Origin of the sequence: Pseudomonas sp. AP42 (assembly GCF_001728935.1) — a bacterium.
GTDB classification, from domain to species: domain Bacteria; phylum Pseudomonadota; class Gammaproteobacteria; order Pseudomonadales; family Pseudomonadaceae; genus Aquipseudomonas; species Aquipseudomonas lactis.
On the sequence record NZ_LYSO01000001.1, the window covers coordinates 119760 to 145787 of the forward strand.

General features: G+C 61.6%; 20 protein-coding genes and 2 pseudogenes. 16 read left to right on the forward strand and 6 right to left on the reverse strand.

What is annotated here, in order from left to right; genetic code table 11:
- Window positions 1-4 precede the first annotated feature (4 nt).
- The 16 genes and pseudogenes from A7K61_RS00555 (at window position 5) to A7K61_RS00630 (ending at window position 19835) form a co-directional block, all read left to right on the forward strand.
- On the forward strand, window positions 5-970 hold the full coding sequence (locus A7K61_RS00555; RefSeq protein ID WP_047712379.1) for an ABC transporter substrate-binding protein: 966 nt from the start codon (window positions 5-7) through the stop codon (window positions 968-970).
- Between the two features lie 71 nt (window positions 971-1041).
- Window positions 1042-1893 carry a proline/glycine betaine ABC transporter permease gene (locus A7K61_RS00560; protein WP_003187838.1) on the forward strand — a complete coding sequence of 284 codons (852 nt, stop codon included), beginning with the start codon at window positions 1042-1044 and terminating at the stop codon, window positions 1891-1893.
- On the forward strand, window positions 1890-2714 hold the full coding sequence (locus tag A7K61_RS00565) for a glycine betaine/L-proline ABC transporter ATP-binding protein (protein WP_003187840.1): 825 nt from the start codon (window positions 1890-1892) through the stop codon (window positions 2712-2714). Before A7K61_RS00560 ends, A7K61_RS00565 begins: the two co-directional genes overlap by 4 nt.
- 143 nt (window positions 2715-2857) lie before the next feature.
- Window positions 2858-4366, forward strand: a complete 1509-nt coding sequence (gene hutH / locus A7K61_RS00570) for a histidine ammonia-lyase (protein WP_069556702.1) — start codon at window positions 2858-2860, stop codon at window positions 4364-4366.
- A 26-nt stretch (window positions 4367-4392) separates the two neighbouring features.
- The gene (gene hutH / locus A7K61_RS00575; protein WP_139129439.1) at window positions 4393-5931 is read left to right on the forward strand and encodes a histidine ammonia-lyase; all 1539 of its coding nucleotides are present in this window, start codon (window positions 4393-4395) and stop codon (window positions 5929-5931) included.
- Window positions 5932-6092: 161 nt separating this feature from the next.
- Window positions 6093-7502, forward strand: a complete 1410-nt coding sequence (locus A7K61_RS00580) for an amino acid permease (protein WP_014716540.1) — start codon at window positions 6093-6095, stop codon at window positions 7500-7502.
- 15 nt (window positions 7503-7517) lie between these two features.
- Entirely contained in the window at window positions 7518-8723 is a 1206-nt protein-coding gene (gene hutI, locus A7K61_RS00585; protein WP_069556703.1) for an imidazolonepropionase, read from the forward strand.
- 12 nt (window positions 8724-8735) lie between these two features.
- Window positions 8736-9536: an N-formylglutamate deformylase gene (gene hutG, locus A7K61_RS00590; protein ID WP_047712382.1), complete on the forward strand. Its 801-nt coding sequence runs from the start codon at window positions 8736-8738 to the stop codon at window positions 9534-9536.
- Window positions 9537-10024: 488 nt separating this feature from the next.
- Window positions 10025-10996 carry a prolyl aminopeptidase gene (gene pip, locus A7K61_RS00595; RefSeq protein ID WP_069556704.1) on the forward strand — a complete coding sequence of 324 codons (972 nt, stop codon included), beginning with the start codon at window positions 10025-10027 and terminating at the stop codon, window positions 10994-10996.
- Entirely contained in the window at window positions 10993-11430 is a 438-nt protein-coding gene (gene dtd, locus A7K61_RS00600) for a D-aminoacyl-tRNA deacylase (protein WP_003187854.1), read from the forward strand. Before pip ends, dtd begins: the two co-directional genes overlap by 4 nt.
- A gap of 267 nt (window positions 11431-11697) precedes the next feature.
- Window positions 11698-13434, forward strand: a complete 1737-nt coding sequence (locus A7K61_RS00605) for a glucan biosynthesis protein G (RefSeq protein ID WP_003187856.1) — start codon at window positions 11698-11700, stop codon at window positions 13432-13434.
- Window positions 13427-16005: pseudogene (gene mdoH, locus A7K61_RS00610) on the forward strand (glucans biosynthesis glucosyltransferase MdoH); the annotation flags it as partial. The gene A7K61_RS00605 and the pseudogene mdoH, both read left to right, overlap by 8 nt.
- A 179-nt stretch (window positions 16006-16184) precedes the next feature.
- Complete coding sequence (locus A7K61_RS00615; RefSeq protein WP_069556706.1) at window positions 16185-16985, forward strand: transporter substrate-binding domain-containing protein; 801 nt, start codon at window positions 16185-16187, stop codon at window positions 16983-16985.
- Window positions 16986-17204: 219 nt separating this feature from the next.
- Complete coding sequence (locus A7K61_RS00620) at window positions 17205-18002, forward strand: transporter substrate-binding domain-containing protein (protein WP_032893985.1); 798 nt, start codon at window positions 17205-17207, stop codon at window positions 18000-18002.
- Between the two features lie 146 nt (window positions 18003-18148).
- Window positions 18149-19108, forward strand: a complete 960-nt coding sequence (locus A7K61_RS00625; RefSeq protein ID WP_034134699.1) for an amino acid ABC transporter permease — start codon at window positions 18149-18151, stop codon at window positions 19106-19108.
- Window positions 19101-19835 (forward strand): amino acid ABC transporter ATP-binding protein, encoded by a 735-nt coding sequence (locus A7K61_RS00630; protein ID WP_044270688.1) that lies wholly within the window; start codon window positions 19101-19103, stop codon window positions 19833-19835. The genes A7K61_RS00625 and A7K61_RS00630 overlap by 8 nt, the downstream gene beginning before the upstream one ends.
- Before the next feature lie 113 nt (window positions 19836-19948).
- On the opposite strand, the gene A7K61_RS00635 is transcribed toward A7K61_RS00630, so the two are convergent.
- The 6 genes and pseudogenes from A7K61_RS00635 to tatB all read right to left on the reverse strand — a co-directional run bounded on the left by A7K61_RS00635 (window position 19949) and on the right by tatB (window position 26024).
- Window positions 19949-21856: a methyl-accepting chemotaxis protein gene (locus tag A7K61_RS00635; protein WP_069556707.1), complete on the reverse strand. Its 1908-nt coding sequence runs from the start codon at window positions 21854-21856 to the stop codon at window positions 19949-19951.
- A gap of 135 nt (window positions 21857-21991) precedes the next feature.
- On the reverse strand, window positions 21992-22864 hold the full coding sequence (locus tag A7K61_RS34115; RefSeq protein WP_370694792.1) for a methyl-accepting chemotaxis protein: 873 nt from the start codon (window positions 22862-22864) through the stop codon (window positions 21992-21994).
- A pseudogene (locus tag A7K61_RS34120) lies at window positions 22850-23908 on the reverse strand (methyl-accepting chemotaxis protein); the annotation flags it as partial. The gene A7K61_RS34115 and the pseudogene A7K61_RS34120, both read right to left, overlap by 15 nt.
- 216 nt (window positions 23909-24124) lie before the next feature.
- Window positions 24125-24832: a 16S rRNA (uracil(1498)-N(3))-methyltransferase gene (locus A7K61_RS00645; RefSeq protein ID WP_047712388.1), complete on the reverse strand. Its 708-nt coding sequence runs from the start codon at window positions 24830-24832 to the stop codon at window positions 24125-24127.
- Window positions 24829-25620 (reverse strand): twin-arginine translocase subunit TatC, encoded by a 792-nt coding sequence (tatC, locus tag A7K61_RS00650; protein ID WP_003187874.1) that lies wholly within the window; start codon window positions 25618-25620, stop codon window positions 24829-24831. The genes A7K61_RS00645 and tatC overlap by 4 nt, the downstream gene beginning before the upstream one ends.
- The gene (tatB, locus tag A7K61_RS00655; RefSeq protein ID WP_003187876.1) at window positions 25617-26024 is read right to left on the reverse strand and encodes a Sec-independent protein translocase protein TatB; all 408 of its coding nucleotides are present in this window, start codon (window positions 26022-26024) and stop codon (window positions 25617-25619) included. Before tatB ends, tatC begins: the two co-directional genes overlap by 4 nt.
- Window positions 26025-26028: the final 4 nt, after the last annotated feature.

A 26028-nucleotide genomic window follows, 5' to 3' on the forward strand; every position in this document is an offset into this window, starting at 1 on the left:
AACAATGACTATGAATAAGACCTTGCTGGCTACTTTGTTCGCCGCTGGCGTGCTGGCAAGTGCCGGCGCCCAGGCGGCCGGCTGGTGTGAATCCGGCAAGCCGGTGAAATTCGCCGGCCTGAATTGGGAAAGCGGCATGTTGCTCACCGACATCCTGCAAACCGTGCTGGAAAAAGGCTACGACTGTAAAACCGACAGCCTGCCGGGCAACTCCATCACCATGGAAAACGCGCTGGGCAGTAACGACATCCAAGTGTTCGCCGAGGAGTGGGTAGGGCGCAGCGAGGTCTGGAACAAAGCCGAGAAGGCCGGCAAAGTCGTGGGCGTCGGGGCTCCGGTGGTCGGCGCGGTCGAAGGCTGGTACGTGCCGCGCTATGTGATCGAAGGCGACGCCAAGCGCAAGCTGGAAGCCAAGGCGCCGGACCTGAAAAACATCGCCGACCTGGCCAAGTACGCCTCGGTGTTCAAGGACCAGGAAGAGCCGTCCAAGGGCCGTTTCTACAACTGCCCGGCCGGCTGGACCTGCGAGCTGGACAACAGCGAAATGCTCAAGAGCTACGGCCTGGAAAGCACCTACACCAACTTCCGCCCGGGCACCGGCCCGGCGCTGGATGCGGCGGTGCTGTCGAGCTACAAGCGCGGCGAGCCGATCCTGTTCTACTACTGGTCACCGACACCGCTGATGGGCCAGGTCGACCTGGTCAAGCTGGAAGAAAAGCCCGGCGTGGATAAAAGCGTGAGCATCAAAGTCGGCCTGTCCAAGACTTTCCACGAGCAAGCCCCGGAACTGGTGGCCGTGCTGGAAAAGGTCAACCTGCCCATCGACCTGCTGAACCAGAACCTGGGCCGCATGGCCAAGGAGCGGATCGAGTCGCCGAAACTGGCGAAAATATTCCTCAAGGAACATCCTGAAGTCTGGCACGCCTGGGTGAGCGAAGACGCAGCCAAGAAAATCGACGCGGCCTTGTAGGTCAAGGGTGCACGGCTACCCTCAAGGGTGGCCGGGCGGCTGGCCACAACCCACTGGATCGAGAGCACGATATGTTTCCTGAGAGTTTTACCTTTTCCATCGCCGACTGGGTCAACGGTTGGGTGGACGCACTGGTCACCAACTACGGCGATGTGTTCCGGCACATCTCCGACACGCTGCTGTGGGCCATCGTCAACCTGGAAGGCCTGCTGCGCGCGGCGCCCTGGTGGCTGATGCTGGCCATCGTCGGCGGTATTGCCTGGCACGCCACCCGCAAGGTGGTGACCACCGCGGTAATTGTCGGCTTGCTGTTCCTGGTGGGCGCGGTTGGCCTGTGGGACAAACTGATGCAAACCCTGGCATTGATGATGGTGGCCACGGTGATCTCGGTGTTGATCGGCATCCCCTTGGGCATCCTGTCGGCGCGCAGTAATCGCCTGCGTTCGGTGCTGATGCCGTTGCTGGACATCATGCAAACCATGCCCAGCTTCGTGTACCTGATCCCGGTGCTGATGCTGTTCGGCCTGGGCAAGGTCCCGGCGATTTTCGCCACGGTGATCTACGCCGCGCCGCCGCTGATCCGCCTCACAGATCTGGGTATTCGCCAGGTCGATGGCGAAGTCATGGAAGCTATCAACGCCTTCGGTGCCAACCGCTGGCAGCAACTGTTCGGCGTGCAATTGCCGCTGGCGCTGCCAAGCATCATGGCCGGTATCAACCAGACCACCATGATGGCGCTATCGATGGTGGTGATCGCCTCGATGATCGGTGCCCGTGGCTTGGGTGAAGACGTGCTCGTCGGCATCCAGACCCTCAACGTCGGCCGTGGCCTTGAAGCCGGGCTGGCGATCGTGATTCTTGCAGTGGTCATCGACCGCATTACCCAGGCTTATGGCCGCCCACGGCATGAGGCGAGCAAATGACGACTGTCAGCAAAATCGAAGTCAAAAACGTCTTCAAGATTTTCGGCGCGCGCGCCCAGGATGCGCTGGCCATGGTCGGCCAGGGCAAGACCAAGGACCAGGTACTGGCCGAGACCGGTTGCGTGGTCGGCGTCAATGACCTGTCCCTGAGCATCGGCACCGGTGAGATCTTTGTGATCATGGGCTTGTCGGGTTCGGGCAAATCCACCCTGGTGCGCCACTTCAACCGCCTGATCGACCCCACCAGTGGCGCGATCCTGGTGGACGGCGAAGACATCCTGCAACTGGACATGGAAGCCCTGCGCCAATTCCGTCGGCACAAGATCAGCATGGTGTTCCAGAGCTTCGGCCTGCTGCCGCACAAGAGCGTGCTCGACAACGTTGCCTACGGCCTCAAAGTACGTGGTGAGACCAAGCAGGTTTGCGCCGAACGTGCGTTGCACTGGATCGAAACCGTGGGCCTCAAGGGCTACGAAAACAAATACCCGCACCAGCTGTCCGGCGGCATGCGCCAGCGCGTGGGCCTGGCCCGCGCCTTGGCGGCCGACACCGACATCATCCTGATGGACGAAGCCTTCAGCGCCCTCGACCCGTTGATCCGCGCCGAGATGCAGGATCAATTGCTCGAGCTGCAAAAGACCCTGCACAAGACCATCGTATTCATCACCCACGACCTCGACGAGGCTGTGCGCATCGGTAACCGCATTGCGATCCTCAAGGACGGCAAGCTGATCCAGGTCGGCACCCCGCGAGAGATTCTGCACTCGCCGGCGGATGAGTATGTGGACCGCTTTGTTCAGCGGCGGGCGGCGGTGGTCTGATCCGGGCTGTGTGGTGAATCGGCTGGCGCCATCGCAGGCAAGCCAGCTCCCACACTTGATTGGGTTCACATCGGTCAAATGTGGGAGCCGGGCTTGCCCGCGATGAGGCCGGCAATGCTGTAGAGATTATGAAGAGGTCAACGATGTCCCAGGCAACAACAATCATCATCGCCGACACCCCAATGCGCTGGCAGGACGTCACCGCCGTCGCCCGCCACGGCGCCATGCTCGAACTCTCCGGCCACGCCTGGGCGCGCATCGACAATGCCCAAGCCATCGTGCAACGCATCGTCACCAGCGGTGAGCGCGCCTATGGCGTGAACACCGGCCTGGGCGCGCTGTGCAACGTCTCGCTCAAGACCGAGCAACTGAGCCAACTGTCGCGCAACACGCTGCTGAGCCACGCCTGCGGCGTCGGCCCGGTGCTCAGCGATGAGCAGACCCGCGCGATCATCTGCGCGGCGATCATCAACTACAGCCACGGCAAGTCCGGCCTGCATCCGCAGGTGGTGCACGCGCTGCTGGCGCTGCTCAACCACGGCATCACCCCGCAAGTGCCGTCCCAAGGCTCGGTGGGGTATCTGACCCACATGGCCCATATCGGCGTGGCCCTGCTGGGCGTCGGCAATGTGAGCTACCGCGGCCAGATCGTCACGGCGCAACACGCGTTGCACGCTGAAGGTTTGCAGCCCGTGGTACTCGGCGCCAAGGACGGCCTGTGCCTGGTCAACGGCACGCCGTGCATGACCGGCCTGAGCTGCCTGGCCCTGGCCGATGCGCATCACTTGCTGCAATGGGCCGACGTGATCGGTGCCATGAGTTTCGAAGCCCAGCGCGGCCAGATCGACGCCTTCGACGAAGCCATCATCGCCCTCAAGCCGCACCCGGGCATGCAGCACGTAGGCATCAACCTGCGTGCCCTGCTCGACGGCAGTGAGGTGATTGCCAGCAGTAAAGGTATTCGCACCCAGGACGCCTTGAGCATTCGCTCGATCCCGCAGATCCACGGCGCGGCCCGCGACCAGGTGGAGCACGCCACGCGCCAGATCGAGACCGAACTCAACAGCGCCACCGACAACCCGCTGGTGCTGGGCACGCCGGACAATTACCGCGTGGTGTCCCAGGCCAACCCCCACGGGCAGTCCGTCGCGTTGGCGGCCGACATGCTCGCCATCGCCATGGCCGAGATCGGCTCGGTGGCCGAGCGCCGCCTGGACCGCCTGGTCAACCCGCATGTCAGCGGCCTGCCAGCCTTTCTGGTGAGCAACCCGGGCGTCAACTCCGGAATGATGATCGTGCAGTACGTCGCCGCGTCCTTGTGTGGGCAGAACCGCCAGTTGGCGCAACCTGCGGTGCTGGACAACTTCGTCACCTCGGGCCTGCAGGAAGACCACTTGAGCATGGGCACCAATGCCGCGCTCAAGCTGCACCAAGTGCTGGCCAACGTCACCCAGATTCTTGCCATCGAGTACCTGCTGGCGGCCCAGGCTTTCGAGTTTCTCAAGGACCAGCGCTTCGGCGCCGGTACCGACCGCGCCTGGCGGCTGCTGCGCGAAGTGGTCCCCGCCTATGAACAGGACCGCTGGCTGGCGCCGGATATTGCCGCCGCTGCCCAGTTGCTTAAAGACACTGCATTACCGAATTTGCACTGAACACCTAAGAACAATTCACAAGGAGAATGAATGTGACTGCGCTAAACCTGATTCCAGGCCAACTGAGCCTCGCCCAACTGCGTGCCATCTACCAGCAGCCAGTAACCCTCAGCCTGGATGACAGCGCCTCGGCCCAGATCGAAGCCAGCGTTGCCTGTGTGGAGCAGATTCTCGCCGAGAACCGCACCGCCTATGGCATCAACACCGGTTTTGGCCTGTTGGCCTCGACCCGCATCGCCAGCGAAGACCTGGAAAATCTCCAGCGCTCCCTGGTGCTGTCCCATGCTGCCGGCGTCGGTGAGCCGATCAGCGATGCGCTGGTGCGACTGGTCATGGTGCTCAAGGTCAACAGCCTGAGCCGTGGCTTCTCCGGGATTCGTCGCCAGGTGATCGACGCGCTGATCGCGCTGATCAACGCCGAGGTGTACCCGCACATTCCACTTAAAGGTTCGGTCGGCGCCTCCGGTGACCTGGCGCCGTTGGCACACATGTCCTTGGTACTGCTTGGCGAAGGCAAAGCGCGTCACAAGGGCGAATGGCTGGAAGCCACCGAGGCACTGAAAGTCGCCGGCCTCACGCCGCTGACCCTGGCCGCCAAAGAAGGCCTGGCCCTGCTCAACGGCACCCAGGTGTCCACGGCCTATGCCCTGCGTGGCCTGTTCGAAGGCGAAGACCTGTTCGCCGGCGCCCTCGCGTGCGGCGGCCTCACTGTGGAAGCGGTACTGGGTTCGCGCTCGCCGTTCGATGCGCGTATTCATGCGGCGCGTGGCCAGCGCGGCCAGATCGACTCGGCAGCGGCCTATCGCGACCTGCTCGGTGAGAGCAGCCAGGTGTCCCAATCGCACCAGAACTGCGACAAGGTGCAAGACCCGTATTCCCTGCGTTGCCAGCCGCAGGTCATGGGCGCCTGCCTGACCCAATTGCGCCAGGCCGCCGAGGTGCTGGTGGTAGAAGCCAACGCGGTGTCGGATAACCCGCTGGTCTTTGCCGCCGAGGGCGATGTGATTTCCGGTGGCAACTTCCACGCCGAACCCGTGGCCATGGCTGCCGACAATATGGCGCTGGCCATTGCCGAAATCGGCTCCCTGAGCGAGCGCCGGATCTCGTTGATGATGGACAAGCACATGTCGCAACTGCCGCCGTTTCTGGTGAGCAATGGCGGGGTGAACTCGGGCTTCATGATTGCCCAGGTGACTGCCGCAGCGCTCGCCAGCGAGAACAAGGCGCTGGCCCATCCCCATAGCGTCGACAGCTTGCCGACCTCGGCCAACCAGGAAGACCACGTGTCCATGGCCCCGGCTGCGGGCAAGCGTTTGTGGGAAATGGCCGAGAACACCCGGGGCATCCTCGCGGTGGAATGGCTCGCGGCGTGCCAGGGCCTGGACCTGCGCGACGGCCTGAAGACCTCGCCCAAGCTGGAAAAAGCCCGTGGCATCCTGCGCGGCAAAGTGGCGTTCTATGACAAGGACCGTTTCTTCGCCCCGGACATCAACGCCGCCAGCGAACTGCTCGCCAGCCGCTGCCTGAATGAGCTGGTGCCGGCCAAGTTGCTGCCAAGCCTCTAAGAGCGACATTGACCCATGTGGGAGCTGGCTTGCCTGCGATAGCGGTAGGTCAGCAACCCATCTGTTGACTGATACACCGCTATCGCAGGCAAGCCAGCTCCCACAGTTTGAATGTTTGCAGCTTTGAATTTTCTCGGGATAAGAATAACTAGGGAAGAGAAATGCACCAGCCAGAAAAAGGTTTGAAACGCGGGCTCAACGCCCGACATATTCGCTTCATGGCCCTGGGTTCCGCGATCGGCACCGGGCTGTTCTATGGCTCGGCCTCCGCCATCCAGATGGCCGGCCCCGCCGTGCTGCTGGCCTACCTGATCGGCGGCGCCGCCGTCTTCATGGTGATGCGCGCCCTCGGTGAGATGGCCGTGCACAACCCGGTGTCCGGCTCCTTCGGCCACTACGCCAGCACCTACCTGGGACCGATGGCCGGGTTTATCCTCGGCTGGACCTACGCCTTTGAAATGATCATCGTCTGCCTCGCGGACGTCACCGCGTTCGGCATCTACATGGGCTTCTGGTTTCCCGAAGTGGCCCGTTGGGTCTGGGTGCTGGGCATCGTGTTTTTGATCGGCGGCCTGAACCTGTGCAACGTCAAAGTCTTTGGCGAGATGGAGTTCTGGCTGTCGCTGCTCAAGGTCGGCGCGATTGTGGCGATGATCCTCGGCGGCTTCGGCATCATGTTGTTCGGCATTCACTCGGCAGGCGAAACCCAGGCCAGCGGTCTGAGCAACCTGTGGGCCCACGGTGGCTTCATGCCTAACGGCATCGGCGGGTTGATTGCCTCGTTTGCGGTGGTGATGTTCGCCTTTGGCGGCATCGAAATCATCGGCATCACCGCCGGTGAAGCCAAGGACCCGCAGCGCGTGATCCCCAAGGCGATCAACGCGGTGCCGCTGCGTATCCTGCTGTTCTACGTGCTTACCCTGTTCGTGTTGATGGCGATCTACCCGTGGCCGCAGATCGGCAGCCAGGGCAGCCCGTTCGTGCAGATCTTCAGCAACCTGGGGATTGGCTCGGCGGCGACTATCCTTAACATCGTGGTGATCTCGGCGGCGGTGTCGGCGATCAACAGCGACATCTTCGGCGCCGGGCGCATGATGTACGGCCTGGCTCAACAAGGGCAGGCGCCCAAGGGCTTCGCGCAATTGTCCAAACAGGGCGTACCGTGGATGACCGTGGTGGTCATGGGCGCCGCCTTGCTCGGCGGTGTGGTGCTCAACTACCTGATCCCGGAAAACGTGTTCCTGCTGATCGCCTCGATTGCCACCTTCGCCACCGTGTGGGTCTGGCTGATGATCCTGTTTACCCAGGTCGCCATGCGCCGCTCCATGACCAAGGCGCAGGTCGCCGAACTGAAATTCCCGGTGCCGTTCTGGCCCTATGCGCCGGCAGCGGCCATTGTGTTCATGCTGTTTGTGTTTGGTGTACTCGGTTACTTCCCGGACACCCAGGCGGCGTTGATGGTGGGCGCCGTGTGGATCGTGCTGCTGATCATCGCCTACTGGCTGTGGGTCAAGCCTGCCGCCGGGCAAACGGCCAAGGTCGATTACGACCCGGTTTTGTCTCATCGATAACTTAGGGAGGCGTTGATGAAAACGCTTTGGCAACACTGCCACGTCGCAACCATGGCCAACGGCAAATACTCGATCATCGAGGATGCCGCCATGGTGACTGCCGGCTCGCTCATCGAGTGGGTCGGCCCTCGCAGCCAGGCGCCGACGGCGGATTACGCCCCGGTGCATGACCTGCGAGGCGCGTGGGTTACCCCGGGGCTGATCGACTGCCACACCCATGCGGTGTTTGGTGGTAATCGCAGCGGCGAATTCGAGCAGCGCCTCGAAGGCGTCAGCTACGCCGAGATCGCGGCCAAGGGCGGCGGCATTGCCAGTACGGTGCGCGCAACCCGTGCGGCGAGCGAAGATGAGCTGTTCTCGAGTGCCGAAAAGCGCCTGCGCAGTTTGCTGCGTGACGGCGTGACCACGGTGGAGATCAAGTCCGGCTACGGCCTGGACCTGGCCAACGAACGCAAGATGCTGCGCGTGGCCCGGCGTCTGGGTGAAGCACTGCCGGTCAGCGTGCGCGCCACCTGCCTGGCCGCCCACGCGTTGCCGCCGGAGTACAAAGACCGTGCCGACGACTACATTGAGCACATCTGCAAGGAGATGCTGCCGGCGCTGGCAGCAGAAGGGCTGGTGGATGCGGTGGATGCCTTCTGTGAATACTTGGCCTTTTCCCCCGAACAGGTCGAGCGCGTATTCAAGGTTGCCCAACAGCTTGGCTTGCCCGTGAAGCTGCACGCCGAGCAGCTCTCATCGCTGCACGGCTCCAGCCTGGCGGCGCGCTACCAGGCTCTGTCGGCCGACCACCTGGAATTCATGACCGAAGAAGACGCCATCGCCATGGCCGCTGCTGGCACCGTCGCCGTGTTGCTGCCGGGCGCTTTTTACTTCCTGCGTGAAACCCAACTGCCGCCGATGGAGGCCCTGCGCAAACACGGCGTGAAGATCGCTATCGCCAGCGACCTCAACCCCGGCACCTCGCCGGCACTGTCGGTGCGGCTGATGCTGAACATGGCCTGCACCCTGTTCCGCATGACCCCGGAAGAAGCCCTGGCCGGCGCCACGCAACACGCGGCCACCGCGTTGGGGCTGGGTGATACCCATGGTTCCCTGGAAGTGGGCAAGGTCGCGGACTTTGTCGCCTGGCAGATCGACCGCCCCGCCGACCTGGCCTACTGGCTGGGTGGCGAACTGGATAAACGCGTCGTGCGCCACGGCGTCGATGTCACTGTTTGAGAGGATGTTGTTGTGGATAAGGTTCTGACATTCAAACAAGGCCGTGTACCGCTGCTGATCAGCATGCCCCACGCCGGCCTGCGCCTCACCCCTGCGGTCCAGGACGGGTTGATCCCCGAGGCGCAAAGCCTGCCGGACACCGACTGGCATATCCCCCTGTTGTATGACTTTGCCGAAGAACTGGGCGCCAGCACCCTGGCTGCGCAGTACTCGCGGTTTGTCATCGACCTCAACCGGCCTTCCGACAACACGCCGCTGTATGCCGGCGCTACTACCGGCCTGTACCCCGAGACGCTGTTCGACGGCGTGCCGTTGTTCCGTGAAGGGCAAACGCCCTCCGACGAAGAGCGGGCCAGCTACCTGCAAAAAATCTGGGGGCCGTACCACCGTCAACTGCAAGAAGAACTGGCACGCCTCAAGGCCGAGTTCGGTTATGCGTTGCTGTTCGACGCGCACTCGATCCGCTCGGTGATCCCGCACCTGTTTGACGGCAAATTGCCGGACTTCAATTTGGGTACCTTCAACGGCGCTGCGTGCGACCCGCAGCTGGCCAGCCAGCTGGAAGCCATCTGCGCCCAGCATCCGCAATACACCCATGTGCTGAATGGGCGCTTCAAGGGCGGCCATATCACCCGTCACTACGGCAACCCGGCGCAGGATATCCATGCGGTGCAGTTGGAGTTGTGCCAGAGCACCTATATGGAGGAGTTCGAGCCGTTCCGTTATCGCCATGATTTGGCCGAGCCGACGCAGGTGGTGTTGAGGCAGTTGCTGGAAGGGCTGTTGGCTTGGGGGCAGAAGCACTACCGGTAATTGTTGGTGCTGCTGCAATAGCTTTCGCGAGCAAGCCCGCTCCCACGCTTGACCGCGCTCTATCATGAGAATGCGCTCCAAATGTGGGAGCTGGCTTGCCTGCGATAACGGTGGTTCAGCACCACTTTTATCAACTGACACACCGCCATCGCGGGCAAGCCAGCTCCCACACTGTCGCCAAGACCGAAGCTTCTACCCGCGATGACTCATCCCAGGCTGGCCTGCGCCAAACCTACAACTGCATGTGCTATCGCTCCGAAGCGCCTGATCCAGCAGAAGGCTGGCCCACGGTTATTTGCGGGCTCGCGGCCAGGTGCCGGAGGTGGTTCGGCTGTATGACTATCTGCTCGGTTATCTGAGGCGCCAACTGCTGACACAGGTCTAAGTGCTCAAGGACATGCTCATTGCACAATTCGGGTTTATGATGCCAAACGGCAAAATAATAGACGTCCCCCCAGGGATGAACCCGACACCCTACGGAGCACGCAATGCAGACTTGGTACCCGCAGATCAAACCCTACGCCCGGCACGATCTGGCTGTCGATGACACCCACACCCTGTATGTCGATGAAAGTGGCTCCCCCGAAGGCTTGCCTGTCGTGTTCATCCATGGCGGCCCCGGCTCCGGTTGCGACGCCCAGAGCCGCTGCTATTTCGACCCGAACCTCTACCATATTGTCACCTTCGACCAGCGTGGCTGCGGCCGTTCCACGCCTAGGGCGAGCCTGGAGAACAACACCACCTGGGATCTGGTCGCCGACCTTGAACGCATCCGCGAGCACCTGGGCATCGACAAATGGGTGCTGTTCGGCGGCTCCTGGGGCTCGACCCTGGCCCTGGCCTATGCGCAAACCCATCCCGAGCGTGTGCTCGGCCTGATCGTGCGCGGCATCTTCCTCGCCCGCCCCCAGGATATTCGCTGGTTCTACCAGGAGGGCGCGAGCCGTCTGTTCCCGGATTACTGGCAGGACTACGTGGCCCCGATCCCGGTGGAGGAGCGCCACGACATGATCGCCGCTTACCACAAGCGCCTGACCGGCAATGACCAGATCGCCCAGATGCACGCGGCCAAAGCCTGGTCGGGCTGGGAAGGCCGCATGCTGGGCCTGTGCCCGAGCCCACAGCATGTGGAGCGGTTTTCCGAGCCGCAGCGCGCCTTGTCCATCGCACGTATCGAATGCCATTACTTCACCAGCAACTCCTTCCTGGAACCCAACCAGCTGATTCGCGATATGCACAAGATCGCCCATCTGCCTGGCGTCATCATCCATGGCCGCTACGATATGATCTGCACGCTGGATAACGCCTGGGAGCTGCATCAGGCCTGGCCCAACAGTGAGTTGCAGGTGATCCGCGAGGCCGGGCATGCGGCCTCCGAGCCGGGTATCACTGACGCGCTGGTACGCGCGACCGGTGAAATGGCCCGACGCCTGCTCGACCTGCCGCCTGAAGAAGCATGAAGGGCCTGTTGCAGAGGGTGCGTGGTGCCCGAGTCGAGGTCGCGGGTGAGGTGGTAGGCTCAATCGACCAGGGTTTGCTGGTGCTGGTCGCCGTCGAGCCTTCAGATACGCCCGAAAGCGCCGACAAACTGCTGCACAAGCTGCTTAACTATCGGGTGTTCAGTGACGAGGAGGGCAAGATGAACCTGTCCCTCAAGGACATCGGCGGCGGTTTGCTGCTGGTGTCGCAGTTCACCTTGGCGGCGGATACCAAAAGCGGGTTGCGGCCCAGCTTCTCCACAGCGGCTCCACCGGCCCTGGGAGCGGCGCTTTTTGATCACTTGTTGTTACAAGCGCAACAATTGCATGGCAAGGTGGCGTCAGGGCGTTTTGGCGCGGATATGCAGGTGCATTTGGTCAATGATGGCCCTGTGACCTTCCTCTTACAGACATGAATGTATGAAAAACGACGTTAATGCCTAAAAACGCAGGGTTTCGCTACAAATACTTCGCTGCCCCTGATGCGTTGTCTCGCGGGCTACTAGATAATCGCGCGCTACGGGGATCAGCTTTGTTTGGTCCATTTTTGACTTAGGTAGAGCCTTGTCCGACAACCGCGTGGGGAATCATTTTGCCCCAGAGGAGTCGGAACATTGCTCGCCAACCTGGCATATAGATAGCTGGCAGTTGGTTTTTTGATCTGTTTTCGGCGAGGGTTGCTCGTGATTGTTAGTCCCTGTAATGCACCAAAATTGTCTGCCAAACGGTTACGAAACGCACTGGTGACGGGCTCCGCCCTGTTTTGCCTGTTCGGCGCGGGTCAACTGTGGGCGTTCAGTCTGGATGATGTGTCGGCCAAGGCAAAAGAGCTGGCCGGGCAGAAATACGAAGCTCCGCGCAGCAATTTGCCGAACGAATTCCGCGAAATGAAATTCGCGGATTACCAGAAAATTCGTTTCCGCAATGAAAAAGCCGAGTGGGCCGATCAGAACACCCCGTTCAAGCTGTCCTTCTATCACCAGGGGATGCATTTCGACACCCCGGTGAAAATCAACGAAGTCACCGCCGACAGCGTGCATGAAATCAAGTACGACCCGACGCGTTTCGATTTCGGCGATGTGAAATTTGATCCTAAAGCCACCGAACAGTTGGGTTACGCCGGTTTCCGTGTGCTTTTCCCGATCAACAAGGCTGACAAGCAAGACGAAATCATGACCATGCTCGGCGCCAGCTATTTCCGCGTCGTGGGCAAAGACCAGGTGTATGGCCTGTCTGCCCGTGGCATGGCGATCGACACCGCATTGCCGTCTGGCGAAGAATTCCCGCGTTTCACCGAGTTCTGGATCGAGCGTCCAAAGCCGGGTGACAAGCACCTGGTGATCTTTGCGCTGCTGGATTCGCCACGTGCCACTGGCGCTTATCGTCTGATCCTGCGCCCTGGCACCGACACCGTGGTGGACGTCAAATCCCAGATGTTCCTGCGTGACAAGGTCAGCAAGCTGGGCGTTGCGCCGTTGACCTCGATGTTCCTGTTCGGCGCCAACCAGCCGTCCAAGGTCCTCAACTACCGTCGCGAGCTCCACGATTCCAGCGGCCTGTCGATCCACGCTGGCAATGGCGAGTGGATCTGGCGCCCGCTGAACAACCCTAAACACCTGTCTGTCAGCAACTTCAGCGTCGAGAACCCGCGTGGGTTCGGCCTGTTGCAGCGTGGTCGCAATTTCAGCCACTACGAAGACCTGGACGACAACTACGACAAGCGCCCAAGCGCCTGGATCGAACCTGAAGGCGATTGGGGCAAAGGCTCCGTCGACCTGGTCGAGATCCCGACCGCCGATGAAACCAACGACAACATCGTGGCCTTCTGGAGCCCGGCCGAACTGCCGGAAGTCGGCAAGCCGCTGGACGTAGCCTACCGTCTGCACTGGACATTGGACGACGCAGCTTTCCATTCGCCGGACAGTGCCTGGGTCAAGCAGACCCTGCGTTCTACCGGTGACGTGAAGCAATCCAACCTGATCCGTCAGCCCGACGGCAGCGTGGCCTACCTGGTGGACTTCGAGGGCCCGTCCCTGAAGAAACTGCTGCCGGACGCGCCGGTACGTAGCCAGGTGAGCGTGGGCGATAACGCCGAACTGGTTGAAAACAGCGTGCGTTACAACGAACACACCAAAGGCTGGCGCCTGACCCTGCGTATGAAGATCAAGGACGCAAGCAAGCCGACCGAAATGCGTGCGGCGCTGGTGCAAGATATCGTGCAGCCTGAGCCTGAGTCGGTTTCCAACCATGTGCTCAAGGCCGACAAAGTCTTGGCCAAGCAGCATGAGAAGCAGGCCAAGAAAGACGCCAAGGACAAGGAAGCCAAACAGCCTGAGGCTGCCCCAGCCACACCGGAGCCGATCAAGACCGAGCAAGTCCTGACCGAAACCTGGAGCTATCAGTTGCCTGCCGATGAGTAATTCTCAAGTCAAGCCAGAGACTCTGTCCGAGTACCTGGCGCATCTACCCATGACGGCTGAGCAGCGCGCCGAGCTGGCGGGCTGCACGTCCTTCAGCGAGTTGCACGAACGTCTGTCGTCCAAGACCTTCGACGCACCGACCGACGCTGCCCAAGCGTCGGTTGGCCGCCGCTTGACCCTCAACAGCGCCGAAGAGCTGGAAGACGCCGAGATGCTGGCGCTCGATGCCAGCGGTCGCGTGTGCCTGAAGGCCACGCCGCCGATCCGTCGGACCAAAGTGGTGCCCGAGCCTTGGCGCACCAACATCCTGGTGCGCGGTTGGCGCCGGATGACCGGTCGCACCAACCCGCCCAAGCCACCGAAAGATGAGCGGGTACTGCCGGCTGCGCGCTGGCGTACCGTCGGCTCGATCCGTCGTTACATCCTGTTGGTGCTGATGCTGGGCCAGACCATCGTGGCCGGCTGGTACATGAAAGGCATCATGCCGTACCAGGGCTGGTCGCTGGTCGACTTCGACGAAATTCGCAACCAGACCCTGCTGCAAACCGCCACCCAGGTACTGCCTTACGCCCTGCAAACCAGCATCCTGATCATGTTCGGGATTCTGTTCTGCTGGGTGTCGGCCGGTTTCTGGACCGCGCTCATGGGCTTCCTGGAGCTGCTGACCGGGCACGATAAATACCGTATCTCCGGTAAAAGTGCCGGCGACGAGCCGATTCCCAAGGATGCGCGCACCGCGCTTGTGATGCCGATCTGCAACGAAGACGTGCCGCGTGTATTCGCCGGTTTGCGTGCAACGTTCGAATCGGTGGCCGCGACCGGTGACCTGGATCGCTTCGATTTCTTCGTGCTCAGCGACAGTAACGACGCCGACATCTGCATCGCCGAACAGCAAGCCTGGCTCGACGTCTGCCGCGAAGCCGGTGGTTTCGGCAAGATCTTCTATCGCCGTCGCCGCCGCCGCGTTAAGCGCAAGAGCGGCAACCTCGACGACTTCTGCCGTCGTTGGGGCGGTGACTACAAGTACATGGTCGTTCTCGACGCCGACAGCGTGATGAGCGGCGAGTGCCTGACCAGCCTGGTGCGCCTGATGGAAGCCACGCCGGATGCCGGGATTATCCAGACCGCGCCGCGTGCGTCGGGCATGGACACCCTGTATGCGCGCATGCAGCAGTTCGCCACTCGCGTGTACGGCCCGCTGTTTACTGCCGGCCTGCACTTCTGGCAGTTGGGTGAGTCCCACTACTGGGGCCACAACGCCATTATCCGTATGAAGCCGTTTATCGAGCACTGCGCCCTGGCGCCGTTGCCAGGTAAGGGTGCGTTTGCCGGTGCGATTCTTTCCCACGACTTCGTTGAAGCGGCGCTGATGCGCCGTGCCGGCTGGGGCGTGTGGATTGCCTACGACCTGCCGGGCAGCTACGAAGAACTGCCGCCGAACCTGCTGGATGAACTCAAGCGTGACCGCCGCTGGTGCCACGGTAACCTGATGAACTTCCGCCTGTTCCTGGTTAAAGGCATGCACCCGGTGCACCGTGCGGTGTTCCTCACCGGCGTGATGTCCTACCTGTCGGCGCCGTTGTGGTTCTTCTTTTTGGTGCTGTCCACGGCGTTGCTGGCGGTGAACACGCTGATGGAGCCGCAGTACTTCATGGCTCCGCGCCAGTTGTACCCGCTGTGGCCACAATGGCACCCGGACAAGGCGGTGGCGCTGTTCTCCACCACCATCGTGCTGTTGTTCCTGCCTAAACTACTCAGCATCATCCTGATCTGGGCCAAGGGCGCCAAAGAGTTCGGTGGCAAGTTCAATGTGACCCTGTCGATGCTGCTGGAGATGCTGTTCTCCATGCTGCTAGCGCCGGTGCGGATGATTTTCCACACCCGTTTCGTCCTCGCTGCGTTCCTCGGCTGGGCCGCTACTTGGAACTCGCCACAACGTGACGACGACTCCACGCCATGGAGCGAGGCGGTCAAGCGCCACGGTCCGCAAACCGTGCTGGGCTTTTTGTGGGCGCTGCTGGTGGTGTGGTTGAACCCAAGCTTCCTGTGGTGGCTGGTGCCGATCGTCGGTTCGCTGATGCTGTCGATCCCGGTGTCGGTGATTTCCAGCCGGGTCAAGCTGGGCCTCAAGTCTCGCGACGAGAGCCTGTTCCTGATCCCTGAGGAATACAATCCGCCGCAAGCCCTGCTGTCGACCGAGAAGTACACCCACGAAAACCGTTGGCACGCTCTCAACGACGGCTTTGTGCGTTCGGTGGTCGACCCGCAGCAGAACGCCCTGGCCTGCGCCTTGGCGACCTCGCGGCACCGGGAGGCCGAGCCCATCGAGTACCTGCGCATGGAGCGTGTTCGCCACGCGTTGAAAGTCGGCCCGGCCGGCCTCAACAACAGCGAACGCCTGGCCTTGCTCAGCGACCCGGTGGCCCTGGCTCGCCTGCATGAGCAGGTGTGGAGCGAAGGTCATGCCGAGTGGCTCGGCGCTTGGCGTGCCTCGATCAAGGCCGATCCGCACGCGCCATTGCTGCCCCTGCAACCACAGTCGCCCCAGGCCCAACCGGCCTGATTCAGGCACCCCCGAAGGCTCACTTCGGGGGTGTTTCAAACGTTGGTCCTACAGCGTTTTTAGCCCCTTCCTTTTTATTCCTAACTCCTTGTTATTTCGAAACAAAAGACCTTTGTTCGAAGCGTATTGCCGTGCCTGCGGCTGGGTTAGGATCGCCCCCCACATTGGACTCGCCACGGGGGCATTCATGATCAAAAGGTATTGTTTGGCATTGCTGATGGGCTTTTTGCTGGGGGGACACGCGGGCCTGCTTTACGCGGGCGCGCTGGACAACGCTGTGCGCCGTGGCGTACTTAAAGTCGGCACCACCCCCAATAACGTGCCGTTCGAAATGCTCGATAGGCAGGGACGCATCGTCGGCTTTGAAATTGACTTGCTCCACGCCATGAGTCGCGCGCTGGGTGTAGAGCTGGAGTTGGTGGCGGTGCCCTACACGGAGTTGCTGCCAGGGCTGACGGCAAACAAATTTGATCTGATTGGCAGCGGCATGACGGTCACCCAAGAGCGCAACCTCAAGCTCAACTTCAGTGACTCGTTTATCGTGGTGGGCCAGACGGTGCTGCTGCATCCGCGCCTGGGCGCGAAGGTGTCCAGTATTGAAGAGCTGGACGACGCCAGTTACCGCGTCGTTACCATCCAAGGCACCACCGGCGAAGCCGCTGCGCAGCGCTTTCTCGTATCCGCTCGGCTCAGCAGTGTGGCTGACCCGGAAGAGGGCGTGCGGCAGGTGGTGGAAGGCAAGGCCGATGCTTTTATCCATGATGCGCCCTACAACCTGATCGCAATGAGTCGGCCACAGAACAGTGCCTTGTTGGCACTGGAGCAACCTTTTACCTTTGAGCCCTTGGCGTTTGGCCTGAAAAAAGGTGATTACGACAGCCTCAATTGGATCAACCACTTTCTCAATCAGATCGCCCAGGACGGCACCTACGATCGCCTGCATGACAAGTGGTTAAGGGACACGGCCTGGATCGCCGAGATCGACTGATCGTCATAACTGCTTACACATCAATTCCTAAGCGAGAGGCTGCGCGCAAGCGTCTGCTCCTGCTCTGGGCCTGGCCGCTGTCAGTGTTTTCCGATACACGCCGATAACATTTACCGGTGAAACCTTTGTGGCGGGCAACGAGTGGGTTAGGATCGCTCCCCGAAATGGCGCAGCCCTTTTGTGCGCCCACCTTATAAGAATCGTTCAGGGGTCTTGATGATGAAAAAGTATCTTTCGATGCTGATGCTTGGCGTCACCGCGCTGGTCGCTGCCACCGTGGCACAGGCCGGCGCCATTGATGAGGCGGTCAAGCGCGGCACGTTGAAAGTCGGCATGGACCCCACCTACATGCCGTTCGAAATGACCGACAAGCGCGGTGAAATCATCGGTTTCGAGGTCGACATCCTCAAGGCCATGGCCAAGTCCATGGGCGTCAAGCTGGAGCTGGTGTCCACCGGCTATGACGGCATCATCCCGGCCTTCCTGACCGGCAAGTTCGACATGATCGGCAGCGGCATGACCCTGACCCAGGAACGCAACCTGCGCCTGAACTTCAGCGAACCCTTCATCGTGGTCGGCCAGACGCTGCTGATCCGTAAGGAACTGGAAGGCACCATCAAGTCCTACAAAGACCTGAACGACGAGAAATACCGCCTGACCTCCAAGCTCGGCACCACCGGTGAGATGGTGGCCAAGAAGTTGATCTCCAAAGCCAAGTACCACGGCTACGACAACGAGCAGGAAGGCGTGCTCGACGTGGTCAACGGCAAGGCTGATGCGTTCGTCTACGACGCACCGTACAACGTGGTGGCCGAGAAGAAAGTCGGTAACGGCAAGCTGGTGTTCCTGGACGAACCCTTCACCTTTGAACCCCTGGCGTTCGGTTTGAAGAAAGGCGATTACGACAGCATCAACTTCATCAACAACTTCCTGCACCAGATCCGTAACGACGGCACCTACGATCGCATCCATGACAAGTGGTTCAAGAGCTCCGAGTGGCTCAAGGACATGGAATAAGGCCTCACTGGGCACCGCGTCGCGCCCTTCGCGAGCAAGCCCGCTCCCACATTTTGACCGCATTTTGATGTTACAACTCGGTCAAGTGTGGGAGCGGGCTTGCTCGCGAAGGCGGCATGACAGGCGACAAAAAACTGGAAAGTGAAATGAAACAGAAAAAAGCCCAATGGCCCTGGCACCTGCTCACGGTGGTCGTGCTGGTCGGCCTGGCGGGTGCCTTGTATTACGCCACCTCGTTGATGTCCTACGAATGGCGCTGGAACCGCGTCCCGCAGTACTTCGCTTATCAAGCCGAAACTTCCCAGCGCGCCGCGGATATTTCCACCGTGGTCGAGTTGGTGCGCAACGGCGATACGGCCGAAGTCACCCTGCGCAACGACGCCGGTGTCGAGCAAAAGCTCACGGTTGCCGATAACAGCCTGCAAGTGGCGCGCGGCGACGACGTGGCTGAAGGCGATGTGGTCGGCGTGACCCGGCAATGGGCATTGGGGCCGTTGATGTGGGGCTTGTGGACCACATTGTGGCTGTCGGTGGTGTCTGGCATCCTGGGTTTGGCGATTGGCTTGGCGACCGGGCTGTGCCGGCTGTCGAAGAACCCTACCTTGCGCGACCTGTCGACGATCTACGTCGAGCTGGTGCGCGGTACGCCGCTGCTGGTGCAGATCTTCATTTTCTATTTCTTTATCGGCACGGTGCTCAACCTGTCCCGGGAGTTCGCCGGGATCGCCGCGCTGTCGTTGTTCACCGGTGCCTACGTGGCAGAAATCGTGCGCGCTGGCGTGCAGTCCATCACCCGTGGCCAGGACGAAGCGGCGCGCTCCCTGGGCTTGAGCGCCAGCCAGTCGATGCGCCACGTGGTACTGCCGCAGGCGTTCAAGCGCGTGCTGCCGCCCCTGGCCGGGCAATTTATCAGCCTGGTCAAGGACACCTCCCTGGTGTCGGTGATCGCGATTACCGAGTTGCTCAAGAGCGGCCGCGAGGTGATCACCACCTCGTTCTCGCCGTTTGAGATCCTGTTCTGTGTGGCGGGCTTGTACCTGCTGATCAACCTGCCGCTGTCGAAGATGGCCAGCCGGCTTGAGCGGAGGCTCGCCCAAAGTGATTGAAGTGCGCGATCTGGTAAAAGTCTTCGATACCCGTGGGCAGGTGGTGCGCGCGGTGGATCACGTCACCACCCAAGTGGCCAAGGGCGAGGTGCTGGTGGTTATCGGCCCTTCGGGCTCCGGCAAGTCCACTTTCCTGCGCTGCCTTAACGGCTTGGAGGCGTTCGACTCAGGTTCGGTGAGCATCGACGGCCTGCAACTGGCCGACCCCAAGACCGACGTGAATGCCTACCGCCGTGAAGTCGGCATGGTGTTCCAACACTTCAACCTCTTCCCCCACATGACCGTGCTGGAAAACCTGTGCCTGGCGCAAAAGGTCGTGCGCAAGCGTGGCAAGCCAGAGCGCGAGGCCAAGGCCCTGGCGCTGCTGGAAAAGGTCGGTATCGCGCAGAAGGCCCACGAGTTTCCATCGCGCCTGTCTGGCGGCCAGCAGCAACGTGTCGCCATTGCCCGGGCCCTGGCGATGGAGCCCAAGGTGATGCTGTTTGACGAGCCCACCTCGGCCCTCGACCCGGAAATGGTCGGTGAAGTGCTGGACGTGATGAAGACCCTGGCCCTGGAAGGCATGACCATGGTGTGCGTCACCCACGAGATGGGCTTTGCCCGGGAAGTGGCAGACCGGGTGTTGTTTTTCGACCACGGCAAATTGCTGGAAGACGCTGCCCCGGCCGAGTTCTTCAATGCGCCAAAAGACCCCCGCGCCCAAGCCTTCCTGCGCCAGGTCCTATGACTGTAGGAGCGAGCTTGCTCGCGAAAACCTTCAACGATAACGCAGCGCACCCTGAATGAACGCAGCGGCCTTGGGTTTTTCGCGAGCAAGCTCGCTCCTACAGGGGTGGTGTTTCAGAGCTTGAATTTGTCGACCAGGGTCTGCAAATCCAGGCTCAACCTGGTCAACTGAACACTCGCCGCCGCCGTTTCCTCGCTGGCGGCGGCAGTCTGTTCCGACACGTCCCGTACCTTCAACACACTGCGGTTGATCTCCTCGGCCACGGCGCTTTGCTGTTCGGCTGCGGCGGCGATCTGCGGGTTCATTTCCTGGATGATCGTCACCGTGCGGGCAATGGCAATCAGGGCATCACCGGCGTCGCGGGTCAGGGCGACGCTGTTGTCTGTCAGGCTGCGACTGCTGTCCATGATGTCCGCCACCTGTTGGGTGCCGTTATGCAGGCCGAGGATCAGCCCTTCGATCTCCTCGGCCGATTCCTGAGTGCGTTGGGCCAGGCTGCGCACTTCGTCGGCGACCACCGCAAAGCCTTGGCCGGCAGTGCCCGCACGCGCCGCTTCAATGGCGGCGTTCAGGGCCAGCAGGTTGGTCTGCTGAGACACGGACTTGATCACGTCCAGCACACTGGCGATCTTCTGGCTCTCCTGTTGCAACGCGAGCATCGCGCGTCCCGACAGCGCCATTTCACTGGCCAGGTTGCCAATCTGCTCCACGGCCTGGGTGACCACCTGCTCACCGGCGCCGGCCTGCTGGTCGGCTTCATTGGCTGCCACCGAGGCGCGTTCGGCGTGGCGCGCCACTTCCTGGGCAGTGGCGAGCATTTCATTCATTGCCGTCGCCACCTGGTCGGTTTCGTCTTTCTGCTCGTTGAGACCGCTGCGGGTCTGCTCGGTGACCGTGGATAACTGTGTAGCCGCCCCGGCGATCTGCCGGGCACTGTCGCCGATACTGCTGATCAGGCTACGTAGGCTGCGGGTCATTTGCCCGATGCTTTGCTGCAACTGGCCAAGTTCGTCACGACGGTCGACCGCCATGTCATGGCTGAGATCGCCCTCGGCAACGCGGTGCGCGGCGCTAAGGATCTCCCGCAATGGCGCTGCAATCTGCCGGGCGATCCACCAGGCGGCCAGCGCGCCGAGTGCCAGGGCGGCCACTGTCACGCTGATCAGCAATGTACGGGTGTGGTCTGCCTCGTCGTTTCGCTTGGTGTTTTGGCTTTGGCTCAACTGGTTGCTGTTTTCGCGCAGGTCATTGAGTTGCTGTTCGAAGCGGTTTTGCACGGTCTCCACATTGAGCTGGGCTTCCTTGAGCTTGATCAACTGCTCGCGATAGTTAGCCAGGTCGGTCTTGAGCAGTGCTGAGTCCACCGGCAGTGCTGTGACGGCCAGTTGCGCGATCTCCAGAGCGTCCAGCGCCTTGCCGATGGCCTCTGCATACATCGCCAGCGATTGCGCGGCCCAGGCGGGGCTCTGGGCGCGATCTTCGGCCAGCTCCATGGCCTGGCGCAGTTGCTCGATGGCATCGAGGGCCTTCTCGTCGTTCTGGTCAGGCAGGTCACTGGCAAATTGGGCGAGGGTATCGCTGGCTTGCAGAGCGATTTTTTTCAGCGCCGGGCGGATGCGCTCGCGCTGTTCGATCAAGGGCGGCAGTTGCGCCAGTGCCGCCTTGAAGTTGCTTGCAAGGCTCTTGGCTTCTTCAAGTCGCTGCAGGTCAGCTGGATCTTTCAGGCGGTTTGAAAGGTCGGCCAGGTGCTGGTCGATCCGCTCGATTTTCGCGGCCATTTTGCCCAGGCTATCGCTGTCTGTCAGGGTGCGGTACACGATGCGGTCGGCGCGCATGGCCTCGGCGTCGACCGCCAGTTGCCCCAGGGTCGTCAGGCTGTTGGATCGGTAAAGCACGGCGTTCAAGGCTTGCCAGCCGGTGGCGGCGATCAGGAAACTGAGAATCAGCACTTGGCCAAAACCCAGGGCGAGCTTGAGGCGGACGCTGGCATTGACCAGCACGCGGGTCAGCCGAGGAAACATGGTGAACCTCCGAATCAGAGAAAGCGTTTGGCGACACCTGAAACGCTAATTCGATTCGGGCCCGTGGAGGGCTGATAACTGCGTAGGAAATTTCACAAGATGCGGCGGCTTTGGTAAGCCGCCGCGTAGGGTAATTCAGACCCGGAAGCGCCCGACCAAGGTCTGCAGGTAGATCCCCAGGCGCGCCAGTTCGGCACTGGAGGACGCGGTTTCTTCGCTGGCCGACGAAGTTTGCTCGGAGATATCCCGCACATTCAACACGCTGCGGTTGATCTCTTCAGCCACGGCGCTTTGCTGCTCGGCGGCGGTGGCGATCTGCGAGTTCATCGCCTGGATGGTCGAGACAGTGCGGGTGATATTGCCTAGCGCGTGGCCGGCGCGGCGCGTCAGCTCAACACTGCTCTCGGTCAGCCCGCGGCTGTTGTCCATGATGGTTGCCACCTGCTGGGTACCACTTTGCAGGCCGACGATCAGCTCTTCGATCTCTTCAGTGGACTTCTGCGTGCGCTGGGCCAGGCTGCGCACCTCGTCGGCCACCACGGCAAAGCCGCGACCGGCTTCACCCGCACGCGCGGCCTCAATGGCGGCGTTAAGGGCCAGCAGGTTGGTTTGCTGGGCCACGGATTTAATCACGTCGAGCACGCTGCCGATCTTGTCGCTTTCGCGCTTGAGCTCACCCATGGCCACTGTGGAATTACCCACTTCGGTGGCCAGGCGCTCGATCTGGGCGATGGCTTCCCCCACCACCTGGTCGCCTTCACGGGCTTGCTGGTCGGCGGCCACGGCGGCTTCCGAGGCCTCTTCGGCGTTGCGCGCCACTTCCTGCACGGTGGCGGCCATCTCGTTCATGGCGGTGGCCACCTGGTCGGTCTCGACCTTCTGGCTGTTGACCCCGGCGCTGGTTTGTTCGGTCACGGCCGACAACTGTTCGGCGGCACTGGCGATCTGGGTGACACCGTCGCTGATCCCGCCGATCAACTCGCGCAGGCCCACGGTCATGCTTTGCATGGCGCGCTGCAATTGGCCCAGTTCGTCCTGGCGGCCCGATTCCAGGTTGTGGCTCAGGTCGCCGGAGGCCACGCGCTCGGCGACTTTGAGGGTCTGGTTCAGCGGGATGACGATCTGGCGGGTAATGGCCCAGGCCGCGAAGACGCCGACGATCAGCGCCAGCACGGTGGCAAGCAGCAACAGGTATTTGGCCTGCGCGGCATCTGCGTCACGCACGGCGGTCTGGGAGACGGTGAGTTTTTCACTGTGGCCCAGCAGGATGTCGCCTTGGGCGATCATGGTTTTGAGCGCTGCGGCGCTGGCGACCTGGGAATCGCGATACTGGCTGACGGCGACGCGGTAGGCTTGCAGTGAAGTCCCGGCTTCTTGCAGGTTGGCCTGGTATTGCGCAGGCAACTGGCCTTGCAGTTCGGTGATTTTCTTCAGGGCGTTGTCGATGGCATCCAGGGCCGGTTGCTCGGCTTCGACCTTGCCGCTGTAGGTGTAGCCGCGTACCTGGAAGCGCGACTGCTGGATCAGCTTGCTCTGCTCAACCACGCTGTTGAACTGGGCGACGCTGTCACCTTGCAACAGGGCTTTTTCGATTTCGTTGATCTTGGCGACGGCATTGTCGGCAGTGTCGCCGAGTTTGCTGCGCGCGCCCTCACGCTTGAGGCCCGCCTGGACCATGGCGGCGAAGGCCTTTTTGTATTGGTTCAGGGCTTCCTGCTGCTGCTCGACCAGGGCTTTATCGTCAGGTTGCTCGATCAGCTCGGCAGCGGTCTTCAGGCCACTGTCGAGGTGGGCGAGCAGGCCGTCGACCTTGTCCGTGCCTTGCTCGCCACGGCGCATATCGAAGTCCAGGCGTGCCAGGCGCAGGTCTTTGGTCAGGCCATTGAGGCTGGAAATAAAGCCCAGCTTGTCACCGCGACTGATCACATCCCCCAGGCCGGTCCAGCCGGTAAAGGTGATCAACAGCGTCAGGAGCAACACCAGGCCAAAGCCCACGCTCAGCTTGCGGTTGACGCTTACATTCCCCAGTTTCTCGGCTAACCAACGATACATGCTGCGAACTCCCCTGGAACAAGGCTTGGACTTATTCACAGGCTATCGGCACGGGGGCAGGATACTGTAGCGATGCACATCTAATGTAGCAGCGAGCTTGCTCGCGAAAAACGTCAACGGTAACGCGTGCTTCCTGAGTAAACGCGGCGTCTGTGAGGTTTTCGCGAGCAAGCTCGCTCCTACAGAAGGCGAGATGATCGCTTGATCTGCGGGGGGTTAGAACAGGCGGGCGAGCAGGGCGGTTACGGCGGTTTCGACGCGCAAAATACGTGCACCCAACTGCACCGGCTGCAACCCGGCCTTGGCCAGCAGGTCCACTTCATAGGGAATCCAGCCGCCTTCCGGGCCGATGGCCAGGGTCACCGGTTCTTCCAGGGCTCGGGGGCAAGCCGGGTAATCGCCCGGATGGCCGATCAGACCCAGGGTGCCAGCCGCCATGGCCGGCAGCCGGTCTTCGACAAACGGCTTGAAGCGTTTCTCGATAATGATCTCGGGCAGTACCGTGTCCCGCGCTTGCTCCAGGCCGAGGATCAGTTGCTCGCGCACCGCTTCAGGCTCCAGGAACGGGGTTTGCCAGAAGCTTTTTTCCACCCGGTAGCTGTTGACCAGCACCACCTTGGGCACGCCCATGGCCGCCACTGTTTGCAGCACCCGGCGCAGCATCTTCGGGCGGGGCAGGGCCAGCAGCAAGGTCACGGGCAGTTTGCTCGGCGGCGGTTGGTCGAAGCTCACTTGCAGTTCGGCTTCGGCGGCTTCCAGGCGCAGCAATTGGGCATTGCCCATCAGCCCGCCAATGCGGCCTACGCGCAGGGTGTCACCGACGGCGGCGCGGTGAACCTCCTGCATATGCACCAGGCGCCGATCACGCAGCACTACGCGGTCGGCCGCGATAAAGTCGGCCTCTTCGAGCAGCAGCAGGTTCACGGCTGGGTCGCTGGCGGCTGGTCGTCGTCGACAGGCGCGTCATCCGGGTGTTCGCCACGCTTGCTGATCAAGCCGCTGAACAGGATGCCCACTTCGAAGAGCATCCACATCGGCACCGCCAACAAGGTCTGGGAGAAGATGTCCGGCGGTGTGAGGATCATGCCGACCACGAAGCAGCCGATGATCACGTACGGGCGGATCTTCTTCAGGTACTTGACGTCAACCACGCCGATCCACACCAGCAACACCACCGCCACAGGGATTTCGAATGCCACGCCAAAGGCGAAGAACAGCGTCATCACGAAATCGAGGTAGCTGGTGATATCGGTCATCATTTCCACGCCAGCCGGGGTGGCAGCGGCGAAGAACTTGAAGATCAGCGGGAACACCAGGAAGTAGGCGAAGGCCATGCCGGTGTAGAACAGCAGGATGCTCGACACCAGCAACGGCACGGCGATGCGCTTCTCATGCTTGTACAGGCCCGGCGCGATAAAGCCCCAGATTTGATGCAGGATCACCGGGATCGCCAGGAACAGCGAGACCATCATGGTCAGCTTCAAGGGCGTCAGGAACGGCGACGAGACATCGGTGGCGATCATCGTCGCGCCGGCTGGCAGGTACTGGCGCAGGGGCGTCGAGACGAAGGTGTAGATCTGCTGGGTAAAGGCGAACAGCCCGGCAAAGATGATGAAGATCGCCGCCACGCAACGCAGCAGGCGGGTACGCAGCTCGGTGAGGTGCGAGACCAGCGGCATGTGCTGGTCGTTTTCCGGTTTATCAGCGCTCATGGGGCTCGCGGCGGCAATGTAGGGTCATGGGGGGCGGGCGACGCAACGGGCGTCGGCGCGGGCGTCGTTGGGGCTGGCGCTGCCGGTGCGGCGTCGGCCACAGGGGCTGGCGCGATGCTGTGCTCGGCCACCGGCGTTACCGGCTTGGCCGGCTCTTGCACCGGGGAAAGAATCTTGCGGGCTTCCTGCTCCAACGAGAGGATATGTTCGTTGTGCAATTGCCGGCGGATTTCGTCGGCACCGATTTCCCGTTCAACTTCCTGTTTGATCGCGTTGAAACTGCGCTTGAGGCGCCCGATCCACAAGCCGGCGGTGCGTGCGGCACCGGGCAGGCGTTCCGGCCCCAGTACCAGCAAGGCCACCAGGCCGACGAGCAGCAGTTCAGAGAAGCTGATACCAAACATTAGT